16 protein-coding genes and 1 tRNA gene are annotated in these 24,889 nt (G+C 34.9%); 7 read left to right on the top strand and 10 right to left on the bottom strand.

Annotated elements, in window-relative coordinates; all coding sequences use genetic code 11:
• The first annotated feature begins 330 nt into the window (after positions 1 to 330).
• From BM296_RS05015 to BM296_RS05005, 3 genes are read left to right on the top strand one after another with little or no spacing between them, the layout of a single operon-like run.
• On the top strand, positions 331 to 3,180 hold the full coding sequence (locus BM296_RS05015) for a TonB-dependent receptor (protein WP_091901887.1): 2,850 nt from the start codon (positions 331 to 333) through the stop codon (positions 3,178 to 3,180).
• Positions 3,181 to 3,193: 13 nt separating this feature from the next.
• Positions 3,194 to 4,498, top strand: a complete 1,305-nt coding sequence (locus tag BM296_RS05010) for a DUF4249 domain-containing protein (protein ID WP_091901885.1) — start codon at positions 3,194 to 3,196, stop codon at positions 4,496 to 4,498.
• A gap of 7 nt (positions 4,499 to 4,505) precedes the next feature.
• Positions 4,506 to 6,278, top strand: a complete 1,773-nt coding sequence (locus tag BM296_RS05005) for a hypothetical protein (RefSeq protein ID WP_091901883.1) — start codon at positions 4,506 to 4,508, stop codon at positions 6,276 to 6,278.
• A gap of 28 nt (positions 6,279 to 6,306) precedes the next feature.
• Here the strand turns inward: BM296_RS05005 and BM296_RS05000 are convergent, their stop codons facing one another.
• From BM296_RS05000 to BM296_RS04980, 5 genes are all read right to left on the bottom strand, one after another.
• Positions 6,307 to 7,512 carry an OmpA family protein gene (locus tag BM296_RS05000; protein WP_091901882.1) on the bottom strand — a complete coding sequence of 402 codons (1,206 nt, stop codon included), beginning with the start codon at positions 7,510 to 7,512 and terminating at the stop codon, positions 6,307 to 6,309.
• A gap of 222 nt (positions 7,513 to 7,734) precedes the next feature.
• Positions 7,735 to 8,859, bottom strand: a complete 1,125-nt coding sequence (locus tag BM296_RS04995) for a glycerate kinase (protein WP_091901880.1) — start codon at positions 8,857 to 8,859, stop codon at positions 7,735 to 7,737.
• 10 nt (positions 8,860 to 8,869) lie between these two features.
• Entirely contained in the window at positions 8,870 to 10,474 is a 1,605-nt protein-coding gene (locus BM296_RS04990; RefSeq protein WP_091901878.1) for a sodium:solute symporter family protein, read from the bottom strand.
• 120 nt (positions 10,475 to 10,594) lie between these two features.
• Positions 10,595 to 11,908, bottom strand: a complete 1,314-nt coding sequence (locus BM296_RS04985; RefSeq protein WP_091901876.1) for an MGH1-like glycoside hydrolase domain-containing protein — start codon at positions 11,906 to 11,908, stop codon at positions 10,595 to 10,597.
• Positions 11,909 to 11,987: 79 nt separating this feature from the next.
• Complete coding sequence (locus BM296_RS04980; protein WP_091901874.1) at positions 11,988 to 14,663, bottom strand: TonB-dependent receptor; 2,676 nt, start codon at positions 14,661 to 14,663, stop codon at positions 11,988 to 11,990.
• 195 nt (positions 14,664 to 14,858) lie between these two features.
• On the opposite strand from BM296_RS04980, the gene BM296_RS04975 reads away from it, so the two are divergent.
• The gene (locus BM296_RS04975; protein ID WP_091901873.1) at positions 14,859 to 15,884 is read left to right on the top strand and encodes a LacI family DNA-binding transcriptional regulator; all 1,026 of its coding nucleotides are present in this window, start codon (positions 14,859 to 14,861) and stop codon (positions 15,882 to 15,884) included.
• A 15-nt stretch (positions 15,885 to 15,899) separates the two neighbouring features.
• Here BM296_RS04975 and BM296_RS04970 read toward each other — a convergent pair whose 3' ends face one another.
• The 5 genes from BM296_RS04970 to rseP form a co-directional block, all read right to left on the bottom strand.
• Complete coding sequence (locus BM296_RS04970) at positions 15,900 to 17,441, bottom strand: acyl-CoA carboxylase subunit beta (RefSeq protein ID WP_091901871.1); 1,542 nt, start codon at positions 17,439 to 17,441, stop codon at positions 15,900 to 15,902.
• Positions 17,442 to 17,469: 28 nt separating this feature from the next.
• Positions 17,470 to 18,942, bottom strand: a complete 1,473-nt coding sequence (locus tag BM296_RS04965) for an acetyl-CoA carboxylase biotin carboxylase subunit (protein WP_091901869.1) — start codon at positions 18,940 to 18,942, stop codon at positions 17,470 to 17,472.
• Positions 18,943 to 18,988: 46 nt separating this feature from the next.
• The gene (locus BM296_RS04960; protein ID WP_091901867.1) at positions 18,989 to 19,468 is read right to left on the bottom strand and encodes a biotin/lipoyl-containing protein; all 480 of its coding nucleotides are present in this window, start codon (positions 19,466 to 19,468) and stop codon (positions 18,989 to 18,991) included.
• Positions 19,469 to 19,755: 287 nt separating this feature from the next.
• Positions 19,756 to 19,829 (bottom strand) — tRNA-Asn (locus tag BM296_RS04955).
• An 80-nt stretch (positions 19,830 to 19,909) separates the two neighbouring features.
• Positions 19,910 to 21,259, bottom strand: a complete 1,350-nt coding sequence (gene rseP / locus BM296_RS04950) for an RIP metalloprotease RseP (protein WP_091901866.1) — start codon at positions 21,257 to 21,259, stop codon at positions 19,910 to 19,912.
• 162 nt (positions 21,260 to 21,421) lie between these two features.
• Here rseP and BM296_RS04945 point away from each other — a divergent pair, with 162 nt between their 5' ends.
• From BM296_RS04945 to feoB, 3 genes are all read left to right on the top strand, one after another.
• Complete coding sequence (locus tag BM296_RS04945; RefSeq protein ID WP_091901864.1) at positions 21,422 to 22,105, top strand: SCO family protein; 684 nt, start codon at positions 21,422 to 21,424, stop codon at positions 22,103 to 22,105.
• Between the two features lie 107 nt (positions 22,106 to 22,212).
• Positions 22,213 to 22,458 carry a FeoA family protein gene (locus BM296_RS04940; RefSeq protein ID WP_027065273.1) on the top strand — a complete coding sequence of 82 codons (246 nt, stop codon included), beginning with the start codon at positions 22,213 to 22,215 and terminating at the stop codon, positions 22,456 to 22,458.
• Positions 22,455 to 24,641: a ferrous iron transport protein B gene (gene feoB / locus BM296_RS04935; RefSeq protein ID WP_027065274.1), complete on the top strand. Its 2,187-nt coding sequence runs from the start codon at positions 22,455 to 22,457 to the stop codon at positions 24,639 to 24,641. Before BM296_RS04940 ends, feoB begins: the two co-directional genes overlap by 4 nt.
• Positions 24,642 to 24,889 lie beyond the last annotated feature (248 nt).

Below are 24,889 nucleotides of genomic sequence, written 5' to 3'. Positions count from 1 at the left end.
AACAAGAATATCTGTTAAAAATAGTAATAAATTACTGATATATAATGAAATGCAAAATTGATACTGTATTAAAAATCTGTACTAAATAAAATTTTGCTAATCTAAAAACAGAGCTTGCTTTTTAATATGTTTTTGTAAAATAAGACATATCAACAACTAAACGAACACCCTTTAATCACCTTCAAGCAAATGGGTTAAGAACAAATTATTAAATTCATATAAACCAAGTCTCTAATTTTCTTTTTCGCAAAAAAACAGGCATATTATTTTAAGCATCCAATTTCATGATCTTCTACTTTTTCATATCTTGTAACAATCCAACCAACCAACATGATCAACCATCGCAACAATGATTGTAAACCACATGCAATTATTACGCAGAATTTGTCATTTAGAATTTTAAAACTTAATGCAAACCTGCTTTTAATTTTACTATTGCTAGCACCACTATTTTATAGTCATGCTCAAGATTTAAGCACTATAAGTGGTCAATATGCAGCTGCACCTTTAGAAGAAGTCATTCTAGATATAGAAAAACAAACCGACTACAAATTCTATTTTTTAGACTCATGGACAAGAGGCATTACAGTTTCATCGAGCTATAAGAACGAGAGTTTAAACAGTGTTTTACAATCAATTCTTGACAATACCACTTTAAACTACTACATATTAACCTCATCTAAACGGATTATTCTCTTAGAAAATACAATCGTGTATGATGAACTACCTAAAGGTTTTTTTGGAAATGAAGAAATTGTTAGCGCAAATAGCAATTCACAGGACAGGAATAATGCTCCACCACCTACTTTTTATAACACTACCAAGCGTACAAAACGAGAATATGATGTTGCCAAAATAGGCAAAAGTGATCCTAATAATTTACAAGAGACATACCTTCTTACAGGCAGGGCAATAAATTCTAAAACCGGGGATCCAATTCAGGATTTAGCAATTCGAGTAAAAGGAACAAACCAAATTACCGTAACCGATGTCACTGGAAACTATAAACTAGAACTACCTGCAGGCTACAATATATTAAGTGTACGTGCCATGGGGATTGAATCTACTGAGCGTGAACTCATAATGTTCAATAATGGTAATTTAGATTTACTGATGGAAGAAGGGTTGCAACAATTAGATGAAGTTGTAGTTGAGGCAGACGCTTTTAAAAATGTTGAAGAAGCAATAACTGGTAGTGAACAGATAGATTCTGAAAATTCAAAAAACATTCCTTTAGTTTTAGGTGAACGAGATATTCTTCAAGTGGCTAAAGCCTTGCCAGGTATTTCATCTGCAGGTGAAGGTGCAATGGGTCTTAACGTTCGTGGCGGTAAAACAGACCAAAATTTAGTGTTATTAGATGATGCCGTCATCTACAACCCTCAGCACTTTTTTGGAATTTTTCAGGCATTAAATCCGTTTACAACAAAAGGTGTCGATATTTATAAAGGTGCAATACCCATGGAGTTTGGTGGGCGACTTTCTTCAGTTTTTGACATTAGAACAAAAAATGGAAATGAAGAAAAAGTATCAGGTGAAGGTTCTATTGGTCCTGTTACCGCAAATTTGGCGTTAGAAATTCCGTTAGAAAAAGATAAATCTTCACTTATTGTAGGTGCAAGGGGTGCTTATGCAGATTGGATTTTAAGATCTTTAGATGATGAAGCTTTAAGTAATAGTAACGCTTCTTTTTTTGACGGTATTCTAAAGTATCACAATAAAATAAATGAGAAAAATGAGGTGAAAGCCACTGCATATTACAGTAGAGATGCTTTTAGCATTACTTCAGATTCACTGTACAATTATGATAACCGTCTATTTTCCGTTCGTTGGGACCACAGAATAAACGACAAAACCAATAGCGCCTTAATTGTTGATAATAGCAATTATGGCTTTGGAATTGATTTTGACGGAGAAACCAATACAGATTTTAATTTAGACTATAGTATTAACGAGACAGAATTAAAATACAAACTTCGTACCTTATTGAATGATAAGAACACCTTAGATTATGGGGGATCTGCAAAATACTACTCCGTTAATCCTGGGAGCATTGAACCTGATGGTGACCAATCTGATGTAAACAGTCAGTTTATTGATAATGAACAAGCCATAGAAGGGGCTCTTTATGTAGGTGATGAAATTACTTTCAATGATAAACTATCGGTAAATTTAGGTGTACGTTATGCTTTTTTTGCCGCCATGGGCAAATCTACCCAACGCACGTACGAAAACGGCATGCCCAAGAATGAATCTACCGTGCAAGACACTATCTCTTATTCTAGCGGTGAAAATATTAAAACGTATGGCGGACCTGAACTTAGGCTATCAACAAGATATTTATTTACCCCAGATTTTTCGGTCAAAGCAAGCTTAAATAATTCTTATCAGTTTTTACACACTCTTTCAAATAACACAACCGTTTCACCGATAGACACATGGAAATTATCAGATTTAAATATTGAGCCACAAAAAGGCTATCAAGCTTCGCTAGGATTTTACAAAAACTTTAAAGAAAATGAGTACGAAGTAAGTGTTGAAGCGTATTACAAGAAAATGGAGAATGTGCTCGATTTTAAAACAGGAGCTAATTTATTTCTAAATGAAAATGTAGAAACTCAAGTACTACAAGGCGACGGTAAAGCTTACGGAGTAGAATTTTTATTAAAGAAAAAAAGCGGACAGTTAAATGGGTGGTTGAGTTACACCTACTCTAGGTCTTTATACCGTTTTGACAGTGAATTTAGCGAAGAGCGAATTAACAACGGAGAGTTTTTTCCTTCTAATTTTGATAAGCCACATGATGTTAGCGTTATAACCAACTATCGATTTACCAAAAGATATAGTATTTCAGCAAATTTTGTTTACCAGACTGGCAGACCGATCACTTACCCTATAGGTACATTTAGATTCAATAATTCAGATTTTGTTGCGTTTAGCGAAAGAAATGAATTTAGAATTCCAGATTTCTATAGGCTAGACTTGGGCTTGAATATTGAGGGAAATCACAAGAAAAAGAAATTGGCTCATAGTTTCGTGACCATATCGGTATATAACGTATTAGGAAGAAACAATCCGTATTCGGTATTTTTTGTAACCGATGACGGTGAGGTAAAGGCGCTACAAAGTTCTATTTTCTCTATTCCGATTCCATCTATCACTTATAATTTTAAATTTTAAAATCGATACATAAATGTTTAGAAATAGATTTTTACATAATAGTATTTTGATTTTATTAGTCTCTGCTATTTTTAGTGCTTGTGTTGAAGAAATTGAAATTGATACCTTAAACGAAAATGATTCTTCAACTTCTTTAGTAGTTGAAGCTGTTCTTACAAATGAAGCTATCATTCAAAAAGTTTATTTAAGCCGAAGTTCAAATCGTTTAGATTTAGAAACTGATACCATTTACAATCCGTATATTCCGTTAGGCACTAGACCTTTTGATTCCGTTGATTGGGAAATTGGTGCATCCGTTAAGTTACAAAGTGAAAATGGCGAAGAATATATATTCACAGAATCTGAAGATGGCATTTATCATTCCAACTCTCCGTTCGCTTTACAAATGGGCGTCAATTATACCTTAGACATCAAAAGAAATAATGGACAAGAATATATATCTGATGCTATCACTATTCAAGGAACCTCTAGAATCACAAATGTGTATGCTGAAAAAGCTGAAAATGATAGCGGAGAAGAAGGTATTGCCATTTATGTAGATAGTGAACCATTAGAAGGTAATACCGAATATTTCAAATATACTTATGCCGAAACTTATAAAATTGTAGCACCTTTATGGCAGAATTTTGAGTTTGAACTAACAAATTATGACGGCATTGATGATGTTGTCGATTATGATTTAGAGGTTGTTGAAAAAGAAAAAGAAGATCGTATTTGCTATAATACCGTTTCCTCAAATACTATTGATGTTCTCAGTACAGCTGGGGTTTCTGAGGGGAATGTTTCTAAACATAAAGTACGTTTTATTACTAAGGATAATTTCATTATCGCCCAACGCTATAGCATACTGGTACAACAACAAGTACAATCTGCAGATGCTAATTCTTTTTATAAAATCCTTCAATCTTTTTCCCAATCCGATAATGTATTTTCCCAAATACAACCAGGAGCCATCTATGCCAATGTACATCGCAAGGACGGAGCCTTTGAAAATGTGTATGGCCAAGTAGAAGCAGTGGGTGTTGCCAACCAGCGCATCTTTTTAAATTACGAAGATTTTTTTCCAGAAGAAATACCTCCTTTTGCATTCAATTGTGGTTTTGAAACTGCAAAATTATTTAACTTTCCAACGGATCGATGCCCCCAAGGATTGCTTGAAAGAATAGATAAGGCTACAGTAAGTTATTATTCTGATTACAATGAAGGCTTAGTCCCAGACGCAAGTTGCCCCGGCCCATATATCTTTGTTCCCAGAATATGCGGAGATTGCACATTATTAGGAAGTAATATAGTACCAGACTTTTGGATGGAAGAATAAAAGTATTATGAAAAAAAGACAAATACTTGCCGTTATTATATTGATGTTCACCAGTTTGAGCCATGCCCAATATGTAATAAAAGATAGATCAGATCTTTTAAATTTAAAAAAAGTACCTCAAGAAAAATCATATGTTGACCATAACGGACCATTGGTATTTTCTGGGGAATATTTAGTTTATTCTTTGCATTGCTTTAATGCTCAAACCAACAACCCTACCAATGTTAGTAAGATTGGATATGTTGCTCTAGTAAACGAATCTAAAGAATTTATATTTGAGCATAAAGTAAAATTAGAAAAGGGACATGGCTATGGCGATTTTTTTGTTTCAACAGAAATCCCTTCAGGCAGGTATAAATTATTAGGATATACCCAGTGGATGAAAAATTCAGGATTATCTCAAGTATTTAAAGATGACATCGTAATCATTAATCCGTATTTAGCAGACCAATCCACATTGTTAGACATATCTCGTGGAGATGTCTTGCCCAATACTGTGAAATCAACTATAATTTCAGATTCGTCAACACTAACCATTCGCACAAATAAATCTACTTATCTCCCAAGGGAAATAGTAAATCTCAATATCAAAAATTTCAAAGGGGGGTTAGGTCATGGTTCTTATACCATAAAAGTGAAAAGAAAAGAAGAAATAGCCATAGCATCGGCTATAAACTCCATCACATATGGTAACGCATACTTCAATGCCGATAAAGAAATAAAACAAACCATTGGAGACAGTATTTTTTTACCGGAACAAAGAGGAGAACTGATATACGGAACGGTAAAAAATACTGAAACAGGATTACCGACAGAAAACCTTCCTGTAGTTATTTCTATACCTGGAAAAGAATCGTTACTTAAATTCTCAGAAACGGACCAAAACGGAAATTTCTATTCTTACATACGTAAAGACCGTAAAAATCCTTTTGCCGTAATACAAGTTGAAAACCAAGATGGAACATATATAATAGAAAAAGGTGAGCCAGAAAATATAGACCTAAGCGATTTAAAATTTTCAGATTTTAATCTATCGAGAAATCAAGAAGAATATATTAAAAATAGAAGTGTTTTAAATCAAATTGAAAATCAATTTTTTGGTTCAAAACCAGATTCGATATTAGAGAGTAATCCTATAGATATCTTTAATGGAGGCATACCAGAAGTAATTATTTTAGATGATTATACTCGATTTCCTACGCTGGAAGAGTCGTTGGTAGAAGTGGTCAAATTTGCAGGGTTTAGAAAAGGAAATACTAATGATGCATATATTAGAATTGGGCAAGATTTTAAATCATATGACGAAGAGTATAACGACTTTCCTGCAATTGTTCTAATTGATGGAGTGTACATTCCCAATCACGAGCAAATAAGAACATATGACGCACGTAAGATTGAAAAAATAAGTTTGACAAGGGATCAATTTCGTTTAGGTTCAAAAGAGTATCAAGGTATTATTTCAATAGAAACCTTTAAAGGTAATTTTCTAGATAGTTATACTTCAAAAAACAGTTTAGTGGTACCTTTCAAACAACCTATATCTAAAAAAAACTACTTCGTTCAAACATACCAATTAGGTGATACAACTTTTGACCGAGTACCAGATTACAGAAGGTTGTTATACTGGAATCCACAATTTAATATTGCCAATAGTACTTATGATTTTGAATTTTACACCTCTGATCTAGAAGGTACCTATGAAATAATTTTAAACGGCTTTACTACATACGGAAAACCTTTAAGTATAATTAAGGAAATTGAAGTATTAAAAGGAGACTAAAGAATCTTTGAGATTAACATTTATAGACCTACTCTATAAGAATAAACTCAGAACGCCTGTTTAATTGATGGTCTCTGTCCGAACAAATGACACCGTTTACACATTTATTAATCAATTCGGTCTCCCCATATCCTTTTCCGGTAATTCTACTACTGTCTATACCCTCAGAAATAATATAGGCAACTGTTCTCTTAGCTCTTCGGTCAGAAAGCCATAAGTTATAGTCATCCTCTTCGCGACTATCTGTGTGCGCCCCTATTTCCACTTTTACCTCTGGTCTTTTCTTCATATACGCCACTACTTTATCTAGATTCTCAAAAGCATTATTACGTAAGTAAGAACTATTCAAATCAAAATATATAGGTGCTAGTTTCAGAACTTTTACTAAATCTGCACCAATAACCGCAACCTTACTGCTCTCTTCAAGAATTACACGTGCGTTCTTAACTTTTTTTTCATCAGGTGTAGTAATCATAAAAAGCGACCCTTCTTCATACCCTTCTAAATTAGCGACAATGGAGTACTGACTTTCTTGACACGGTATTTCTATAGTATAATTACCTTGCGCATCTGTTTGTGCTTCACCGATATTTCCTCTTGATATTTTTTTCGCATTAATAGTTGCAAATGGCAATGGTTTTTCAGAATCCTTATCAACAGCATTCCCAGAAATACTTACTATACAGTCAATAGTTTTTAAAGCATAAATATCATCGCCACCAATACCACCTGTTCGGTTAGAAGCAAAGAAACCCGAACTGGTTTCATCATCGAATATTAATGAAAAATCGTCATTAGGACTGTTGATTGGGTTTCCTAAATTCTTAACCTTTCCTTGGTTTTTCAAATCGATGGAAAAAATATCTAAACCTCCTAAACCCGGATGACCGTCTGATGCAAAATACAGAACTTCAGAATCGGAAATAAAAGGAAAGGTTTCCTTACTCTCCGTATTAATCTTAGAACCTAAATTTTGAGGAATACCATAGCTACCAACATTATATACCTCTACCATAAAAATATCTGAAGCCCCTAATGTTCCTGGCATTGTAGTTTTATACAGATTTAAATAAGGTGTAGAACTTCTAGAGGTAGTTTCTAAGTCTCTACCCGTATAAAACACTAAGAACTTATTATTAAATGACGGAGCAAAATCTGACTCTTCATAGGTAGATTCATTACCCATATACGCATAATGTTCAAAATTATCCGCTAACTTGTTTTTGTTCACCATCTGCGCATACTGATTACATATGTATTTTATAGGTAATGCTAGGGCACCAGCCCATTAATAAAACGTTGTCAATAGTAGAATATGAAATGTAAACGCAGAAATACCTAAGGATAGATTTCTTTCAAAACGATGTTTTAAAAGCCAAAAAAGTTTGTAGTTCATGGATTATAATTTCTGATATATCAAGTTACAGAATCGCAAATATTCTAAAACAATAAAAAATCATTTAAGTAAACTAGCGAAATTGTAAGTAGCGTTTACAAGGTTTTCATGACTATTATTCATAGCTTCTTGTAACGTAGAAATACCTCTCACAATTGAAGAAACATATGTGAGACCAAATTTATTTTGCTGATTTACACTTATACTCACGGAACCACATAATGCTGCCACGGGTATATTTTTTATTTTGGCTGAAGTTATTACACCATCTATAGTTTTACCGGACAGCGTTTGTTCATCTAGCTGACCTTCACCCGTAATAATCCAATCTGCACCATCTATTGTGGTATCAAAATCTGCCAATTCTTTTATAAGATTAATCCCAGAAATTAGTTCCCCATCAAGAAAAGTAAGTGCACCACCTCCTACGCCACCAGCTGCGCCGGCACCATTTATTTTTTGTAAATCTATATTATAGTTGCTTTTAATAACTTCAGCTAAATTATGCAGACCATTATTCAATACTATAATTTCATTTTCAGAAGCTCCTTTTTGTGCTGCATAAATATAGGCAGCTCCATTTAATCCGTAGAAGTGATTAGTAACATCGCAAGCGACTTTTATTTTTACTTCTTTTAGTCTTACGTGTTTGTTTGAATCATCTATCGATTTTACTTTAGAAAGATTTTGACCAATAGGTACCAATTCTTTACCATGCTCATCTAAGAATTGATAGCCCAATGCATTTGCCATACCCATACCACCATCATTGGTAGCACTGCCGCCTATACCAAGAATAATTTCTTTAGCACCCTTATCAAGTGCATCATAAATTAATTCCCCAGTACCAGATGTTGTAGTTATCATACAATTACGTTCATCATCGCCCAATAATTTTAAGCCAGATGCTTCTGCCATTTCTATATATGCGATTTTAGTCTCTTCTGAATACAAATAAGAAGCATTAATGGGTCTAAAAAGCGGATCGCTTACGGTTATGGTAATCTTCTCTCCATTAATATAGTATTTGGCAACTTCAATAGTCCCGTCACCACCATCTGCCAAAGGTTTATTGATAATTTCAGCATCCTTAAAAACCATTTGAAGTCCTTCTGCTACCGCATCGCAAAACTCGAATCCGGTTAAGGATCCTTTAAACTTATCTGGTGCAATTACAAATTTCATAGCTATCGTATTAATTCAACATATTTGGTAGAGAGATACTGAACAGAACAATAGCCACAAAATAAGCGAGTAAAATGGCAACCTCTTTTTTACCAGAATAGTACGTTACTTCTAAACCTTCGTTAACCTGTCTTTTAACAGTGTAACTAACTGCTAAAGCAACCACTACAGTTACTAAGCAACCAAGAGCATTCCACCAGAACCAAAATATTTGAGGTACGTAAAGCCATAGATAAACATTAAACAACACCCCTACTACGATACCAATATTTGCACCAAGTGCATGTGTTCTCTTGGTAAGAATCGCTAAAATGAAAGCTGCTAAAATGGGACCGTAGAAGACAGAACTTATTTTATTGATTACCTCTATTACCGTACCTTCTATATTACCTGCAAAAAATGCAAAGAACAAACATACCAGACCCCAAAAAATGGACAATAATTTTGAATACGTCATGTATTTTTTATCGGGCATATTAGGATTGAATCTTTTGACAAAATCTTCCATAGTTACCGCAGATAATGAATTTACCGTTGAACTTAAAGTTGACATTGCTGCTGACATAATAGCCACAATTAAAATTCCAATAACACCATTAGGTAAATATTTGATAATGAAAACAGGCACCATTAAATCGGCTTTTTTTCCTTGTAGAGAACCAATATTAGCTTGATAAACAGTTTCCATCTGTTCTTGAAAACTTACATCTTGTAATAACAATGTACCTAATACAAGCCCCATAATACAGTAAGTCAATGTAAAAGGAAAACGCAGAAGTCCGTTCGCCATCATCAACTTTTTCAGGTTAGACATGCTACTAGAAGACAACAATCGTTGCGACTGAGTTTGATCTGTACCGTAATAAGAAGCGTAAAGAAAAAAGCCACCAATGACCATGGGCCAAAACCCAAATTCATCATTTCCATCGGCATTATTGAAACCCCATTTATTAAAATCTACAGCAGTAATTCTATCGGTATCTACATGAGTAAGAAAATTATCTACTCCGCCAAGCTCGCTAAATCCGAAATAAAGACAGATAATAATACCAATAAAAAGAATACTCATTTGAATAACATCGCCCCAAATAACTGCCTTCATTCCTCCTTGAAAAGAGTAGACCATGGTAATAAGACCTATTATCAAAATAGATATCCAAAATTCTAATCCAATAGTAGCTTGTAAAATCAATGCCATAGTATACACCATAACTCCGGTAGCTACCGATCTACTTATTTGAAAAACAAAACTTATCAATAAACGAGAAGAAGCATCAAATCGTGTTTCTAAATATTCATAAACACTAACTATACCTGATTTATATAACGTTGGCAATACTGCAATTAACAAAAAGGCCATAGCCAAGGGGACACCTAATTCATAGGTAAGCCATTGCATACCACCACCTTCTTTGAGACCTACAAATGCAGGAGCTGAAATAAAGCTGATTGCAGACAGTTGGGTTGCCATTGCAGATAAACTTAAGGGCAACCAAGATGTTTTACGGCCTCCTAAAAAATAATCTCCTCCAGTATTATTGTCTTTGAACATAAAACCCAGTCCTAAAAAACCCACTAGGTAAACAACGATAATGATATAGTCTATATAATTCATAATCTAGCTTTTATTCTTTTTGATCAATAAACCAACTCCTAAGATCCCAAGAATATAAAATGCAATTATAATGTAGTCAATGTAATTCATAATTTAACTTTTTAGAGGTATACGAAAGCTTTAATCCGTATTTACCATATCAATAAATAAAGCAGCACTCCATGAAAAATTATTACCGCCGTAGCCAGTAGGGTTTTCATCTCCAGTATCCTTTCTACAATCAAAATATTCGTAAAAACCATATTTTTCGATAAGCTCAATGCTATCTTGCTTCATACGTGCAGCAACATCAGTAAAACCATAATTTTTAAGTCCTAAAAAGAGCATCCAATTCATGTTTATCCATACGGGACCTCTCCAATATTTTCTGGGATTAAAGCGGTCATTAGTAGGATCAAATGAAGCACATAGATATTTATCCTCTCCGCCAAACTTATCCATCATAGTGTTCACTAAAACGTCAGCCCTCTCTGGACTTGGTATGTTTGCGAAAAGTGGAGAAAAAGATGATGACGTGATATGACGAATTGGGTTTTCATTTCTTAAATCGTAATGAACATAAGCACCCAAGTCGGCATCAAATAACTTATCATTAAAACTTTTAATACTTTTAGATTGCCATTTTATAATATTCTTTATCCTTTCTTCATTACCACCTATCTGTATATACAGATCTATTAATGCCTGGTTAGATTTGATCAACATGGCATTGAACAATGGATCTTGAACTAAAAACGGAGAAAGCTCAGCTATTTTAGCATCGTTATAATTGTTTTGCTTAGCAATATCTATAATATGTAAATAATGATCGTACTCCCTCTTAGAAGGTCTTTGAGAAGCATCTACATGGGTGGTGTCCTTTCGGACAAAATCGTATTCTGGCGGATTCATGGTTTTCCATATATCATCCCAAACCGGAGAATTATCAGTACCAGATTCCCAGTTATGGTAGATGTACACTAAACCTTCATCTTGTGGATCTCTATTTTTATAGAAATATTCATGATTTGCATACACCTTATCAATTTCTTCTTTGATAAAATTCAGCATGTCTTTTTTATCGTCGGCAATACGATACATTTCCTGCAAAACAAAACCTGTTACCGGTGGTTGCGTCATACCCGTAGATCTATATCTTTTAGAAGATAATGGGTGTAATTCTGAATGATGAAAATCTGCTCCAGGAAAATAAGAATCGTTTTCTGTATGAAAAACAATATGTGGTATAAAGCCATTTTTCCATTGGGCATCTAACAAAGTCCTCATTTCTGTTTTTGCTTTTTCCACATCATAATGGGCAAAACCAATGGCTATAAAGCCAGAATCCCATTTCCATTGAAAAGGATATAAACCTGCGCTTGGTATGGTAAAACCTCCATCTTGAAAATTTGCATCTAATACTGCAATAGCTTTCTTATATAAATCTTCCTTCATATTTTACTGGTAAAAAAACACATTGACAATTCTCCAATTGCCAATGTGCAATCAATTAAACTTAAACTAACAAACTTTTTTAAAAATTGAAAGTTGCCGTTAAAAACAATCTTCTAGGTAAAATGGGTCGTCCAACAAAAAATTCAGATTCTGTTTGACCTGCTGAACCTGCTCTTGGGTTACCTTCTGTAATACCGTCGCTATCAAAAAGGTTGAAAACCGATACCCCTAAACGAACCGATTGGTTGTTATCCTCTTTAGAAAATGTATAACCGGCACCTAACCTACCAATTGTAATGGCATCTAATTCTATATTATTCGTATCATCTGTAAACTTTGCTCCCGTATAGTTGAATCCGAAATTGGCATCAAATGCTGCATTATCATAATACAGACCTAAACCACCCAATAAATTAGGTTGTCTTGCCAACTCATTACCAACATTAGCCTCTGTAGAAGTACCGTTAACTAAATCGAAATCGGTATTTTTTGTAATCTCATGGTCTTGATAAGTTACATTACCACGAAGATTTAAATACTGTGCAAGGTTGTAATCCCAAGTAGCCTCTATACCTATTGTTCTTGTGTTTTGCTCCGCTCTTGTCTCATCTATTAATTGACCTGCAACAATTGCCTGACGAATAGAAATACGATCTTTAAGACCTACGTAGTAACCAGCTACCGAACCAGAGAATTTTTGATTTCCAAACTTGGCACCAGCTTCAAACTGTATAATATTTTCTGCATCATAAGGACTTTCAGAAATACCGGCTACAGGAGCAAAACCTCTTAATTGCGGAAAGAAATATCCTTTAGAGAAGTTAGCATAAAGGTTGGTTGTTTCAGTTAGCTCATATAAACCAGCTAAAGACAATGCCCATGCATTTGCATTAACTTCCGTTCTTAAGAAAGTACCATCTGCAGTTTGTACATCGCTTAATTCTGTAGTAATATCTGGTGTAGTATAAACTGTTTCGCTCATTATACCACCACGACTATTTATACCACCTGTATGCTCCCATCTGAAACCAACATCAAAACGCCATCTGTCCAAAATCATCTCGTCTGTAACATATAATGCTACTCTATTTTGAGATAGAAAGTTATTAGCTGTTTGACCAATACGATTATAAAGTCCGCCTTGCGAATACACCACATTATTACCACTAGCATCGGTATAATTTAAGTTTACCAATTGAGGGTTATTGTTGAATTCTGTCAATACTCTATACTGATAGTTAACATCTTCAGCCTCTGTACGAGCAATGTAAGAACCTACAGTTATGTTATGGTTACCACCATTTGCAGTTTCTATAGATTTTGTCAAATTGATTTCACCAGAGTAATCTGTCATCGGACGTAAACGATCCACATGTAAATTATCAATCACTAGATCGTTACCGTTAATTTGAGAACCCGAACCACTTTGGTAAGCTCCAGTATACCCTAAATTACCAGTAGCAATACTTTCCACATAATTATCAAGTGTGATAGGGTTTCCGTTAACACCATTACCACCTACATAAAGAGCGAAATTATGCTTGTAATTAGCATACTTAATTTTAGAAGTCAACTTAAGATCGTCTTCGAATCTGTAATTGAAATCACCCATTAAATAACCACCTGTAGTTGCAACACCATCCGCTATTGGACTGTTATATGTTCCACCAGGCGTATTAAATGAAGTATTCGCTAAAGCACCAGTCAAAAGTTGCTCTACAGGGTTTCCATCATTACCATTTATACGTTCTCTACTACCACCACTTAATGGAATTGGAAGATAAAATTGTGCCTTATCATCAATAAACTGTCCGCTTAAAGTAAAAGAACCATTATCAAATTTCTTTTTAATATTACCTCTAAACTGAACCCCTTTAGTTGGAAGACCAACATCTATAGGACCTCTATCATGACGAACAAAACCTGTAAATGCATAGTACGTGTTAGAATCTTCGCCACCTAATTGACCACCAGAATAAAAATCCGTTTTAATTCTACCTTGGTTAGCCACTTCTATATTGATAATATTACCCGGGTTTGTATCACCTGTTTTACTAGTGTAGTTGATAATACCGGCAACAGAACCTGCACCATATAATACAGCTGCACCACCACGCACAAATTCAACACCTTTAAATCCAATATCGGGCCTTGCGTAGACATCATGCGCAGAAGAATTTAGTCCAAAAGAACTAATCAAAGGCATACCATCATATTGTAAAGGATTGAAAACATACTGACCACCAGAAGGCAAACCTCTAACAAATATGTTACTTGCCGTTTCACCTCCACCACCTTCAGCGGTAATACCCGGCACACTTCTAAGAATATCTGCCTGACTGTTAGCGGATAGCTTAGTAATTTCTTTCATCTTCACAGAGCTAATAGATAAAGGAGCCTGCTTCTGAGAACGAAAAGTACTGGATGCGGTTAAAACTACCTCATCTAATAACTGACCACCTTCTTGAAGTACAATGTTTACAGTTTGTGAAGTGCCGTCTAAAGTTAACGGCTTATCTACCGATGTAAACCCTATATAAGATATACGCAATACTTGAGCACCAGTTAAGTCTGTAGAAAAAGTAAAATTACCATCAAAATCTGATGTTGTACCCGATGTACTACCTGCAATTAAAATATTAGCACCGGGAATTGGTGCTCCTGAACTGTCTGTTATAGTTCCTGAAATATCGGTCTGTGCAAAGGAGCTTGCACTTAAAAGAAGTCCGATTACCGCAAAAATAATTTTCTTCATAATGTTTGAGTTTTTTTTAAGTTGAGTCGATTAATATTGTCAAATCGTTGATTATGAAGCTAAATTATACGAATATGATATTCTGTTAACCAAAAATTAACGAGATACCTATGCAAACGATTGCGAAAACGTTTGCAATTTATTTTGTAGTATTGTATTTCAGAGGAAAACATCATAATTAACTGATTTACAATTATGAGCAAAAAGAGAAATACCACTTTAAAGGAACTTTCAAAAGAGCTAAATCTTTCTATTTCAACAGTTTCTAGGGCATTAAATGACCACCCAGATATAAGCCAAGACACAAAGGATAGAGTGAAAAAGTTGGCAAAGCAAATGAATTATGTTCCTAACTTATTTGCAAGAGGGTTCCGTTCTCGCGAAACACATATATTAGGAGTTATAGTACCCAACATCTCCCATCTATTCACATCCACTATTTTAAAAGGGGTTATAGAAGAAGCAGAACTACGCGGTTACAGGGTTATTATATCAGAATCTAACAATGATGAAATAAAACAGGTAGAAATGTTGAATACGATGACCCAATTTGGAGTTGATGGTATTTTAATGTCTTTGGCTCGTAAAACAACTAAATTAGAAGAGGTACTAAAAGTTTTTAATAGGATTCCATTAGTATTGTTTGATAAAGTATCTAGTAAAATTCCATGTACACAAATAGTTATCAATGAAGAAGAAGCTGCATTTAATGCGGTTGAACATTTAATTGAATTAGGAAAAGAACGAATTGCCATTATTAAAGAAACAGAAAACTCATATAATTCTGAAAAGAGATATGCCGGTTACTTACGTGCATTAAACCAATACAATATTCCTGTACGGGACAAGCTAATTTTAAGTACCGAAGATATTTCATTAGCCAATGGTAGACGATTGACGAATATTCTATTAAGCATGAAAAAACGCCCGGATGCTATTTTTGCAATTACCGACAATGCCGCAATTGGTGCCATTAAAGCGCTACATAAATTTAAGGTCAAAATACCTGAAGAAATTGCTGTGGTAGGGTTCAGTAACTCTATTAACTCAACCATAATTAGTCCCTCATTAACTACGGTAGACCAGCCAGGAGATAAAATTGGGCGTACAGCCGTACGATTCTTAATAGAGGAGATTGAAGCCCCTAGTAATGATGTAATGACTAAAACGGTAGAAATTAAGACTAGCCTTATAGTAAGGGATTCTTCATTACGAGTTTAAAATGCCACCATACTACTATAATGGAATATTGCCATGTTTTTTTTTAGGTAAAACCGCTACTTTGTTTTCGAGCAAAGTGTACGCTTTTATGAGTTTTCTCCTAGTATCTTTCGGCAGAATAACCTCATCTATAAATCCTCTTTGCGCAGCACTATACGGATTAGCAAATAACTTTGCATACTCCGCCTCTTTTTCGGCGAGTTTTGCTTCTGGATCATCAGCAGCACTTATTTCCTTTCTAAATATAATTTCACTTGCCCCTTTTGCGCCCATAACCGCAATTTCTGCACCTGGCCACGCATAATTTAAATCGGCTCCAATATGTTTGGAGTTCATAACATCATACGCACCACCGTATGCTTTTCGCGTAATAACAGTTACTTTAGGTACTGTTGCTTCACTTAACGCATACAACAATTTAGCACCGTTTGTAATAATACCGTTCCATTCTTGATCTGTACCCGGTAAAAATCCTGGAACATCTACCAATACTAAAAGCGGAATATTGAAACAATCGCAAAAACGAGTAAAACGTGCTGCTTTTTTAGAACTATCGACATCAAGCACACCAGCCAAACTAATAGGCTGATTGGCAACAACACCAATGCTTTTACCTCCAAGTCTTGCAAAACCTACCACAATATTATCAGCATAGGCTTCGTGTATTTCAAAGAATGAATCTTGATCAATAATCCCGTTGATGACGTTACGCATATCGTATGGTTGATTTGCATTCTCAGGTATAATTTCTTCTAATACTTCACGAACCTCATTACCAAGTACAAATGGAATATCAGCTAGTTTATCCTCACAGTTCTGAGGCATGTAACTAATTATCTGCTTAATTTGGTTGATACACTGAATATCGTTAGCAGCCGTTAAATGTGTTACCCCAGATTTAGTAGCATGGATCAACGCGCCACCAAGTTCTTCTGAAGTCACCTCTTCATTTGTAACCGTTTTAACCACATTTGGTCCAGTTACAAACATATAACTGGAGTTCTCTACCATCAAAGTAAAATCGGTCATTGCAGGTGAATATACAGCACCACCGGCACATGGACCCATTATGGCAGAAATTTGTGGAATTACTCCTGATGCCATTACGTTCTTATGAAAAATATCAGCATAACCACCTAAAGAACGAACTCCTTCTTGAATACGTGCACCACCACTATCGTTTAAACCAATCATAGGCACACCAATCTTCATGGCCATATCCATAATCTTACAGATTTTCTCGGCATGGGTTTCAGATAACGCACCACCGAAAACAGTAAAATCCTGTGCAAAAACACAAACTTGTCTTCCATTGATGGTTCCATATCCCGTTACTACTCCGTCACCATAAAAGACTTGTTTTTCCATACCAAAATCTTTAGTACGGTGGGTTGCTAAAGCACCCATTTCTTCAAATGACCCTTCATCTAACAAAAAATGAATACGTTCATATGCAGTTAACTTTCCTTTGGCATGCTGTTTGTCAATACGTTCTTGACCACCACCCATTTTACCCAACGCCAGTTTCTCTGCTAATATCTCTTTATTATTTTTCATTGTAATCGTTCAAATCCTTATTGCAATTTTACATCCTACTCTTCTGCCAATTAGAAGCAACCTTAGTCGGCATTTTTAATGTCTTATCATTTTCTAAATACAATTTCAATGCTACTAAGGCCGCTATTCTTCTTTCTTCCGCATACTGTTTTTCTAAAAGCTCTGGAGAATAATAGTTTTTAACGAAATGAGTATCAAAATTCCCAGAAGTAAAGGCTTCATGTTCACAAACAAACTTTCCAAAAGACAAGGTTGTGGCAACACCCTCTACCTTGTAATTATTAATTGCTGTTATCATTAACTGTATAGCTTCTTCCCTAGTTTTACCATAGGTAATCAACTTAGAAAGCATTGGGTCATAGTAAATAGGAACCTCCATACCTTCTTCAAAACCATCATCAACGCGAATACCATCACCAACGGGAGTTTTATAGGTTGATAGCGTACCAATGCTCGGTATAAAATCAGCTAATGGGTCTTCTGCATATACACGTACCTCAAGTGCATGACCTTTAATTTTCAAATCCTTTTGTGTAAATGCCAATTTTTCGCCACGTGCTACTTTAATTTGCTGCTCAACTAAATCAATACCTGATATTAACTCAGATACAGGATGTTCAACCTGAAGCCTAGTATTCATTTCCAAAAAGTAAAAATTCTTCTGTTCATCCAACAAAAACTCAACCGTACCTGCACCAACATAATCGCAAGCTCTAGCTACTTTAATTGCAGCTTCTCCCATGGCATTTCTAATTTCTGGAGTCAAAACTGCCGATGGGGCTTCTTCCACTACTTTTTGATGCCTTCTTTGAACACTACACTCACGTTCAAATAAATGAACAATATTACCATACGTATCTGCCAAGACCTGAATTTCTATATGTCTAGGCGAGCCCACGTACTTTTCGATAAATACGGAACCATCGCCAAAAGCAGCTTGTGCCTCACTGATAGCCCGTTGCATTTGCTCCGGTAAATCCTTCAAATTTTCAACTACGCGCATTCCCTTACCACCGCCACCTGCAGATGCTTTTATTAGGATAGGAAAACCGATTTGCTTTGCTACCTTTTCAGCCAAGGCAACATCTGTTATGGCTTCTTCAATACCAGGCACCATTGGAATATCATAATCACGAACCGCTTCTTTTGCTGCCAGTTTATTTCCCATTACCTTAATGGCATGAGGCTTTGGTCCAATAAAAGTGATACCGTTGTCCTCTACCATTTGTGCGAAAGCCACATTTTCACTTAAGAATCCGTAGCCTGGGTGAATACCATCTGCGCCTGTACCCTTAGCTGCATTAATTACTTTTTCCATCACTAGATAAGATTCTGATGAAGGAGCAGGACCAAGTAAAACTGCCTCATCTGCAAACTTTACATGTGGCGAATGACGGTCAACTTCAGAATATACAGCAACGGTTTTTATACCCATTTTTTGGGCAGTCTTCATTATCCGTAATGCTATTTCACCTCTGTTGGCTATTAGTACTTTTTTCATTAGAACTTAATTTTCTTTTTCAACCATGGCGGTTATAGTATTGTTCTTATTCCATTTCAATAATCAACTGTCCTTTCTCTACTGCATCGTCTTTTTTAACTTCAATTGATTTTATTTTGCCTTCGCCCTGAGCAAGAATAACATTCTCCATCTTCATAGCTGAGAGTACTAGTAAAGGAGTTCCCTCTATAACCTTTTGCCCCACCTCTACCAAAACATCAACAATTAAACCGGGCATGGGTGCTTTCACTTCATTTAGTTTTTGAGTGGTTACTGCCAGCAATCCCATCTTTTTAATTTGTTGATCGTACTTATCTTCAAGTTTAACATCATAAATATTTCCGTTAATTGAAAGTGAGATGGTCTTATTCAAAAAATTGGAATGAATTATTTCTACGTCAAAAGCGCTATTCTTATCTAAAACATGAAACGTATTCTCATTGACCATTATACTATCTAAAGAATCTACGTTACTAGTGCTACATTGTAATTCTTCTTTATTTACGGTAATCAGGTAATTTGACATATTTGGATCTTATAAATACAATAGTTAAGTAAATCAAATATATCGAAAAAGATTGGGGATAGATTAAGGCTAATTATAATGAACCTTTCTGTTTATCATTTGAATAAAATGGATTACTAGAATTTAAATTGATAAACCTAATACAAAACACAATTATTAATATAACAGCGAGAAATTAATTATATAAGAAAGAGTAGACGTATAAAACAAAACAGCGCTAACCACCAGCAGTATTGACCAAAAACAAAAAATCCAACCTAAATAAATAGATTGGATTTCGCTTTTTGCTCCCCCTCTTGGGCTCGAACCAAGGACCCTCTGATTAACAGTCAGATGCTCTAACCAACTGAGCTAAGGAGGAAAATAACCCGTTTTAGTTTCCTAAAGCGGGTGCAAATATAGTGGTTTTTTGAAAGTCGCCAAATAAATAAATTATTTTTTTTATTTAAATATCAATTTGTAAACATCATTACCGTTTGCGAACAGCAATAGAGCTATTAAAATAAAGAATCCTGTGATCTGTGCATACTCCAAAAACTTATCGCTTGGTTTTCTACCGGTAACCATTTCATAGAGCAAGAACATGACGTGTCCGCCATCTAAAGCAGGGATCGGCAATATGTTCATAAATGCTAGAATAATGGATATAAAAGCAGTTGTTGCCCAAAACTGTGGCCAGTTCCAAGTATCTGGGAACATACCACCTATGGCAGCAAAACCACCAACCTCTTTATAAGCACCAGTATCAGGATTGAAGATTTTCTTCATCCCTTTTATATAATCCGTAAGGGTCTTAACTCCTTTGTTCCATCCTGCAGGGATGGATTCTATGAACGTATAGTCTGTTGTATTTATTTTTAAATATCCTTGTTCTTCTGCATCCATTGTAGTCAAGCCAATCATCAATCCTAGTTTTCCATCTTCAGAAACTTTTGCTTGTAAAGGCACATTTGCTCCATTACGTTTTACTACTACATCAACTGTAGTTCCTTTATTAGCTTCTAGAATAGGAAAAACTTGATCTTGATATATAACATTTGTACCCGCAATAGTTGTTAAGATATCACCAACCTCAAAACCTACACTTACATTTTGTGATTCCTCAGGAACTTGACTAATTATCCATGGTAATCTTGGTTTAATAAATCTAGCATTCTCCCTATTATCGGATATAGTTTCTATAAAATCTACTGGAATATCTTTTTCAATAGTATTACCATTACGCTCCAAGGTTATTTTTTCTCCGTAAACAACTTCAGGCATAATATTATTTAATGCCTTAATCTTCTTACCATCAACAGCTATAACCTTATCTCCTGTTTCTATTCCAAGTGCATTTCCTAACGTTGTGTCAGTTATCCAAACACCATCTTTTAAACTATCGTTTGCAATATATTGCTCTCCATAAGCATATGCTAAACCAATAAAAATAATTACCGCTAGCACAAAATTTACAGTAACACCACCTAACATGATAATTAAACGTTGCCAAGCCGGTTTGCTTCTAAACTCCCATTCCTTAGGTTCTTCTGCCATGGCTTCTTTATCCATGCTTTCATCTATCATTCCAGATATTTTCACATATCCGCCTAATGGCAACCAACCAATTCCGTATTCAGTTTCCCCTATTTTCTTTTTGAAAAGTGAAAACTTCACATCAAAGAATAAGTAGAATTTCTCTACTCTAGTTTTAAAATATTTTGCTGGTATAAAATGACCTAACTCGTGTAGTACAATAAGTATAGATAGGCTTAAAAAAAATTGTATTGTCTTTATAATAATAGGGCTCATTCTTTTTTCCTGAAAATTAAAATCGGACAAAAGTACATTTTTACAACCGCTAAAAAAAAGAAACACACTGAGGTAGTGGTATTTTATGAATAATTTATAACCTGAAACTACCTATTTGCTTGAAAAATAAAGCACCCTAGCGTACCTTTGTAAAAAATTTGTATGCGTTCTTTTTTTGCTAAATTCAAGTTATTCGGTCTGGTGCTACTGCCAATTTCTGCAGTAATAATGTACCTATTCTATAATGCATTAAAACCTGTAAAACTGCTACCGGTGTATTCACCCGCCATGGTAAATGCAGAATTGGTTTCTGAAGAGATTCAGCATGTTAGAAAATACCACACAATTGGCGACTTCTCGCTGACCAACCAGAACGGAGAAACTATTACACAAGAAAATTACAAGGATAAAATTTACGTTGCCGATTTCTTTTTCACCACTTGCCCCACTATTTGCCCTATAATGACAAAAAATATGGCGGAGTTACAAAAAGCATTGGGCAGCGATAGCGAGGTAATGTTATTATCACATTCAGTAACCCCCGAAATTGATTCTGTAGCACAATTGAAAAAATATGCTCTAGAAAAAGGAGTGGATGATGCTACATGGAATTTAGTGACAGGTGATAAAAAACAAATCTATGATCTTGCCCGTAAGTCTTACTTAGCCGTAAAAACTGATGGTGATGGCGGACCGTTTGATATGATACATACCGAAAACTTCATTTTAGTCGATAAGAAGAAAAGAATTAGAGGTTTTTATGACGGCACCAAAAAAGAAGATATTGAGAAGATTTTGACCGACATTGAAATTTTGAAAAAGTCTTACGACGAACATAGTAAATAGCACAAACTAATAAGACATTAGGACAGCGTTAGTTTTAGGATGTATTAATTTCCTAATTGAATTATTTCCTTTACTTTTGCCTTACTTATAATGAATCTAAATAAAGATTGGAAACTACAGTCGCACATTTAAAGAGAGGTCAAAAGGGAATCATAAAAGAATTCACCGAGAACTTACTGCCTATTAAATTACTTGAACTAGGTTGTTTGCCTGGCAATGTAGTGGAACTTGTGCAAGTAGCTCCTTTAAAAGACCCTATTTACATAAACGTTAATGGGTCGCATATTGCCATTAGAAGAGAAATGGCGCTACATATAGCACTTGATATTATTGAAGATAATGTAGCTATATGAGCAAACAAATTAATGTAGCCCTAATTGGAAATCCAAACACTGGTAAAACATCTGTATTTAATCAATTAACCGGACTTAACCAGAAGGTTGGTAATTACCCAGGTATTACCGTAGAGAAGAAAGAAGGTATTTGTAAGTTACCACGTGGGGTAAAGGCGCATATTTTAGATTTACCAGGCACCTATAGTTTAAATACAACATCATTAGATGAAAGTGTAGCTGTAGAGTTATTGTTGAACAAAAATGACAAGGATCACCCAGATGTTGCCGTAGTTGTTTCCGATGTTGAAAATTTAAAACGAAATCTTCTCCTTTTTACTCAGATTAAAGATTTAAAAATACCTGCAATATTGGTCATTAACATGTCCGATCGCATGTCTAGAAAAGGTATTTCAATTGATATTGATTTATTAGAAAAAAAGCTAAACTCTAAAATTGCCTTAGTCAGTACCCGTAAAGAAACAGGTATTGATAAATTAAAAGAGTTAATTGCCGATTACAAGAATTTATCAAAAACACAAAATGTAGATACTTCTGTAATTGCACCTGAATATTTTGCAAAACTTAGAGAGACTTTTCCAAAAGAGGATGTTTACAAACTGTGGTTGGTTATTACCCAAGATGTCAACTTTATGCCTCTTGAGAAGAAGTTGTTTAAAGACGCATCATCGTTCGCCACCAAATCAAAATCTGAGCTTAAACGATTACAACAAAAAGAAACTATTCTTAGATACCAGTTTATTAATGGTATTCTAAAAGAGACCTATAAGATTGATGTTAATGCCGCGAAAGGTTTTAGGGCTACTTTAGATAAAGTACTTACCCATAAGGTTTTTGGTTATGTAATATTCTTTTTGATCCTTTTAACCATATTTCAAGCCATTTATGGTTGGAGTGAATACCCTATGGATCTCATTGATGGATTCTTTGCTTCGGCTACAGAATGGGTAAAAGATACATTACCCCCAGGCGTATTTACTAATCTAATTGCTGAAGGAATTTTAGCCGGCATAGGTGGTATTGTCATATTTATCCCTCAGATAGCCTTCTTGTTTCTATTTATAGCCTTGTTAGAAGAAACAGGTTATATGAGTAGAGTGGTGTTTTTGATGGATAGAATAATGCGCCCGTTTGGATTAAGCGGTAAAAGTGTTGTTCCATTAATTTCCGGTACTGCATGTGCCATACCTGCTGTAATGGCTACTAGAACCATAGAGAATTGGAAAGAACGACTAATTACGATATTGGTAACTCCGTTTACCACATGCTCTGCACGTTTACCAGTTTACTTGATAATTATAGCATTGGTAATACCAGAAGGCAGCTTTTTAGGATTAAGCTATAAAGCACTTACTTTAATGTCGTTATACCTAATGGGTTTTGGGGCGGCTATTTTATCTGCTGTTATCTTAAACAAAATATTAAATATCAAGAGCAAATCTTTCTTTGTAGTTGAAATGCCAAACTACAAATTGCCTTTACTTAAAAATGTAGGATATACTGTTCTTGAAAAAACTAAAAGTTTCGTTTTTGGAGCGGGTAAAATTATTCTAGCTATTTCAATTATACTTTGGTTTTTAGGTTCTAACGGATTTTCAGATGAATTCAAAAACGCAGAAACCATTGTTACTAATAGAGTAAATGAACAAGGTTTTAGTAGTAGCAGTGAAATTTATTTTGAAACGCACCAAAATGGTTTGGATATAAACGATCCAGGCGCAACCGATCAACAAAAAGAATTAGAAGAACGAGCTTTGGCCCAAGAAATAGCTGGTTATAAATTAGAACATTCCTATATGGGCTATATGGGTAAAGCTATAGAACCAATTGTAAGACCTTTGGGCTACGATTGGAAAATTGGTATTGCCGTTCTAACGTCTTTTGCTGCCAGAGAAGTTTTTGTAGGCACCCTTGCTACTATTTATAGTGTTGGTAACGACGAAGAAGAAACCATTAAAAACAGAATGGCTGCCGAGATAAACCCAAGAACAAAAAAACCTTTATTTAATTTAGCATCTGGAATTTCCCTGCTTCTATTCTATGCTTTTGCAATGCAATGCATGAGCACTTTAGCAGTAGTAAAAAGAGAGACCAATTCTTGGAAATGGCCTGCCGGACAACTAGTTTTTATGAGCTTATTTGCTTATATTGTTGCTTTCATTGCTTATCAATTATTAAAATAAAATGGATATACTTCAACACATTTTAGTTTACATCACTTTAGCTATTTCTGTAGGTTATATAGCTACAAAATTTTTTATTCCAAAATCTCTTTGGTCTAGCAAAAAGAGTAGTTCAAAAGCTTGTGGACAAAACGATTGCGGTTGCCACTAAATTTCAGGTTTTAGTTAAATTAAATAAAAAAGACTCATAACAGTTTCTAAAATTGTAACGTTTCTTTCTTTGGTTCGTTTAGATTGCGTAGGAATAA

The organism is Maribacter stanieri (genome assembly GCF_900112245.1).
Classification (GTDB): Bacteria; Bacteroidota; Bacteroidia; order Flavobacteriales; family Flavobacteriaceae; genus Maribacter; species Maribacter stanieri.
The sequence above is the reverse complement of the archived record's forward strand: the minus strand, read 5'-3'. Positions and strand labels throughout refer to the sequence as shown.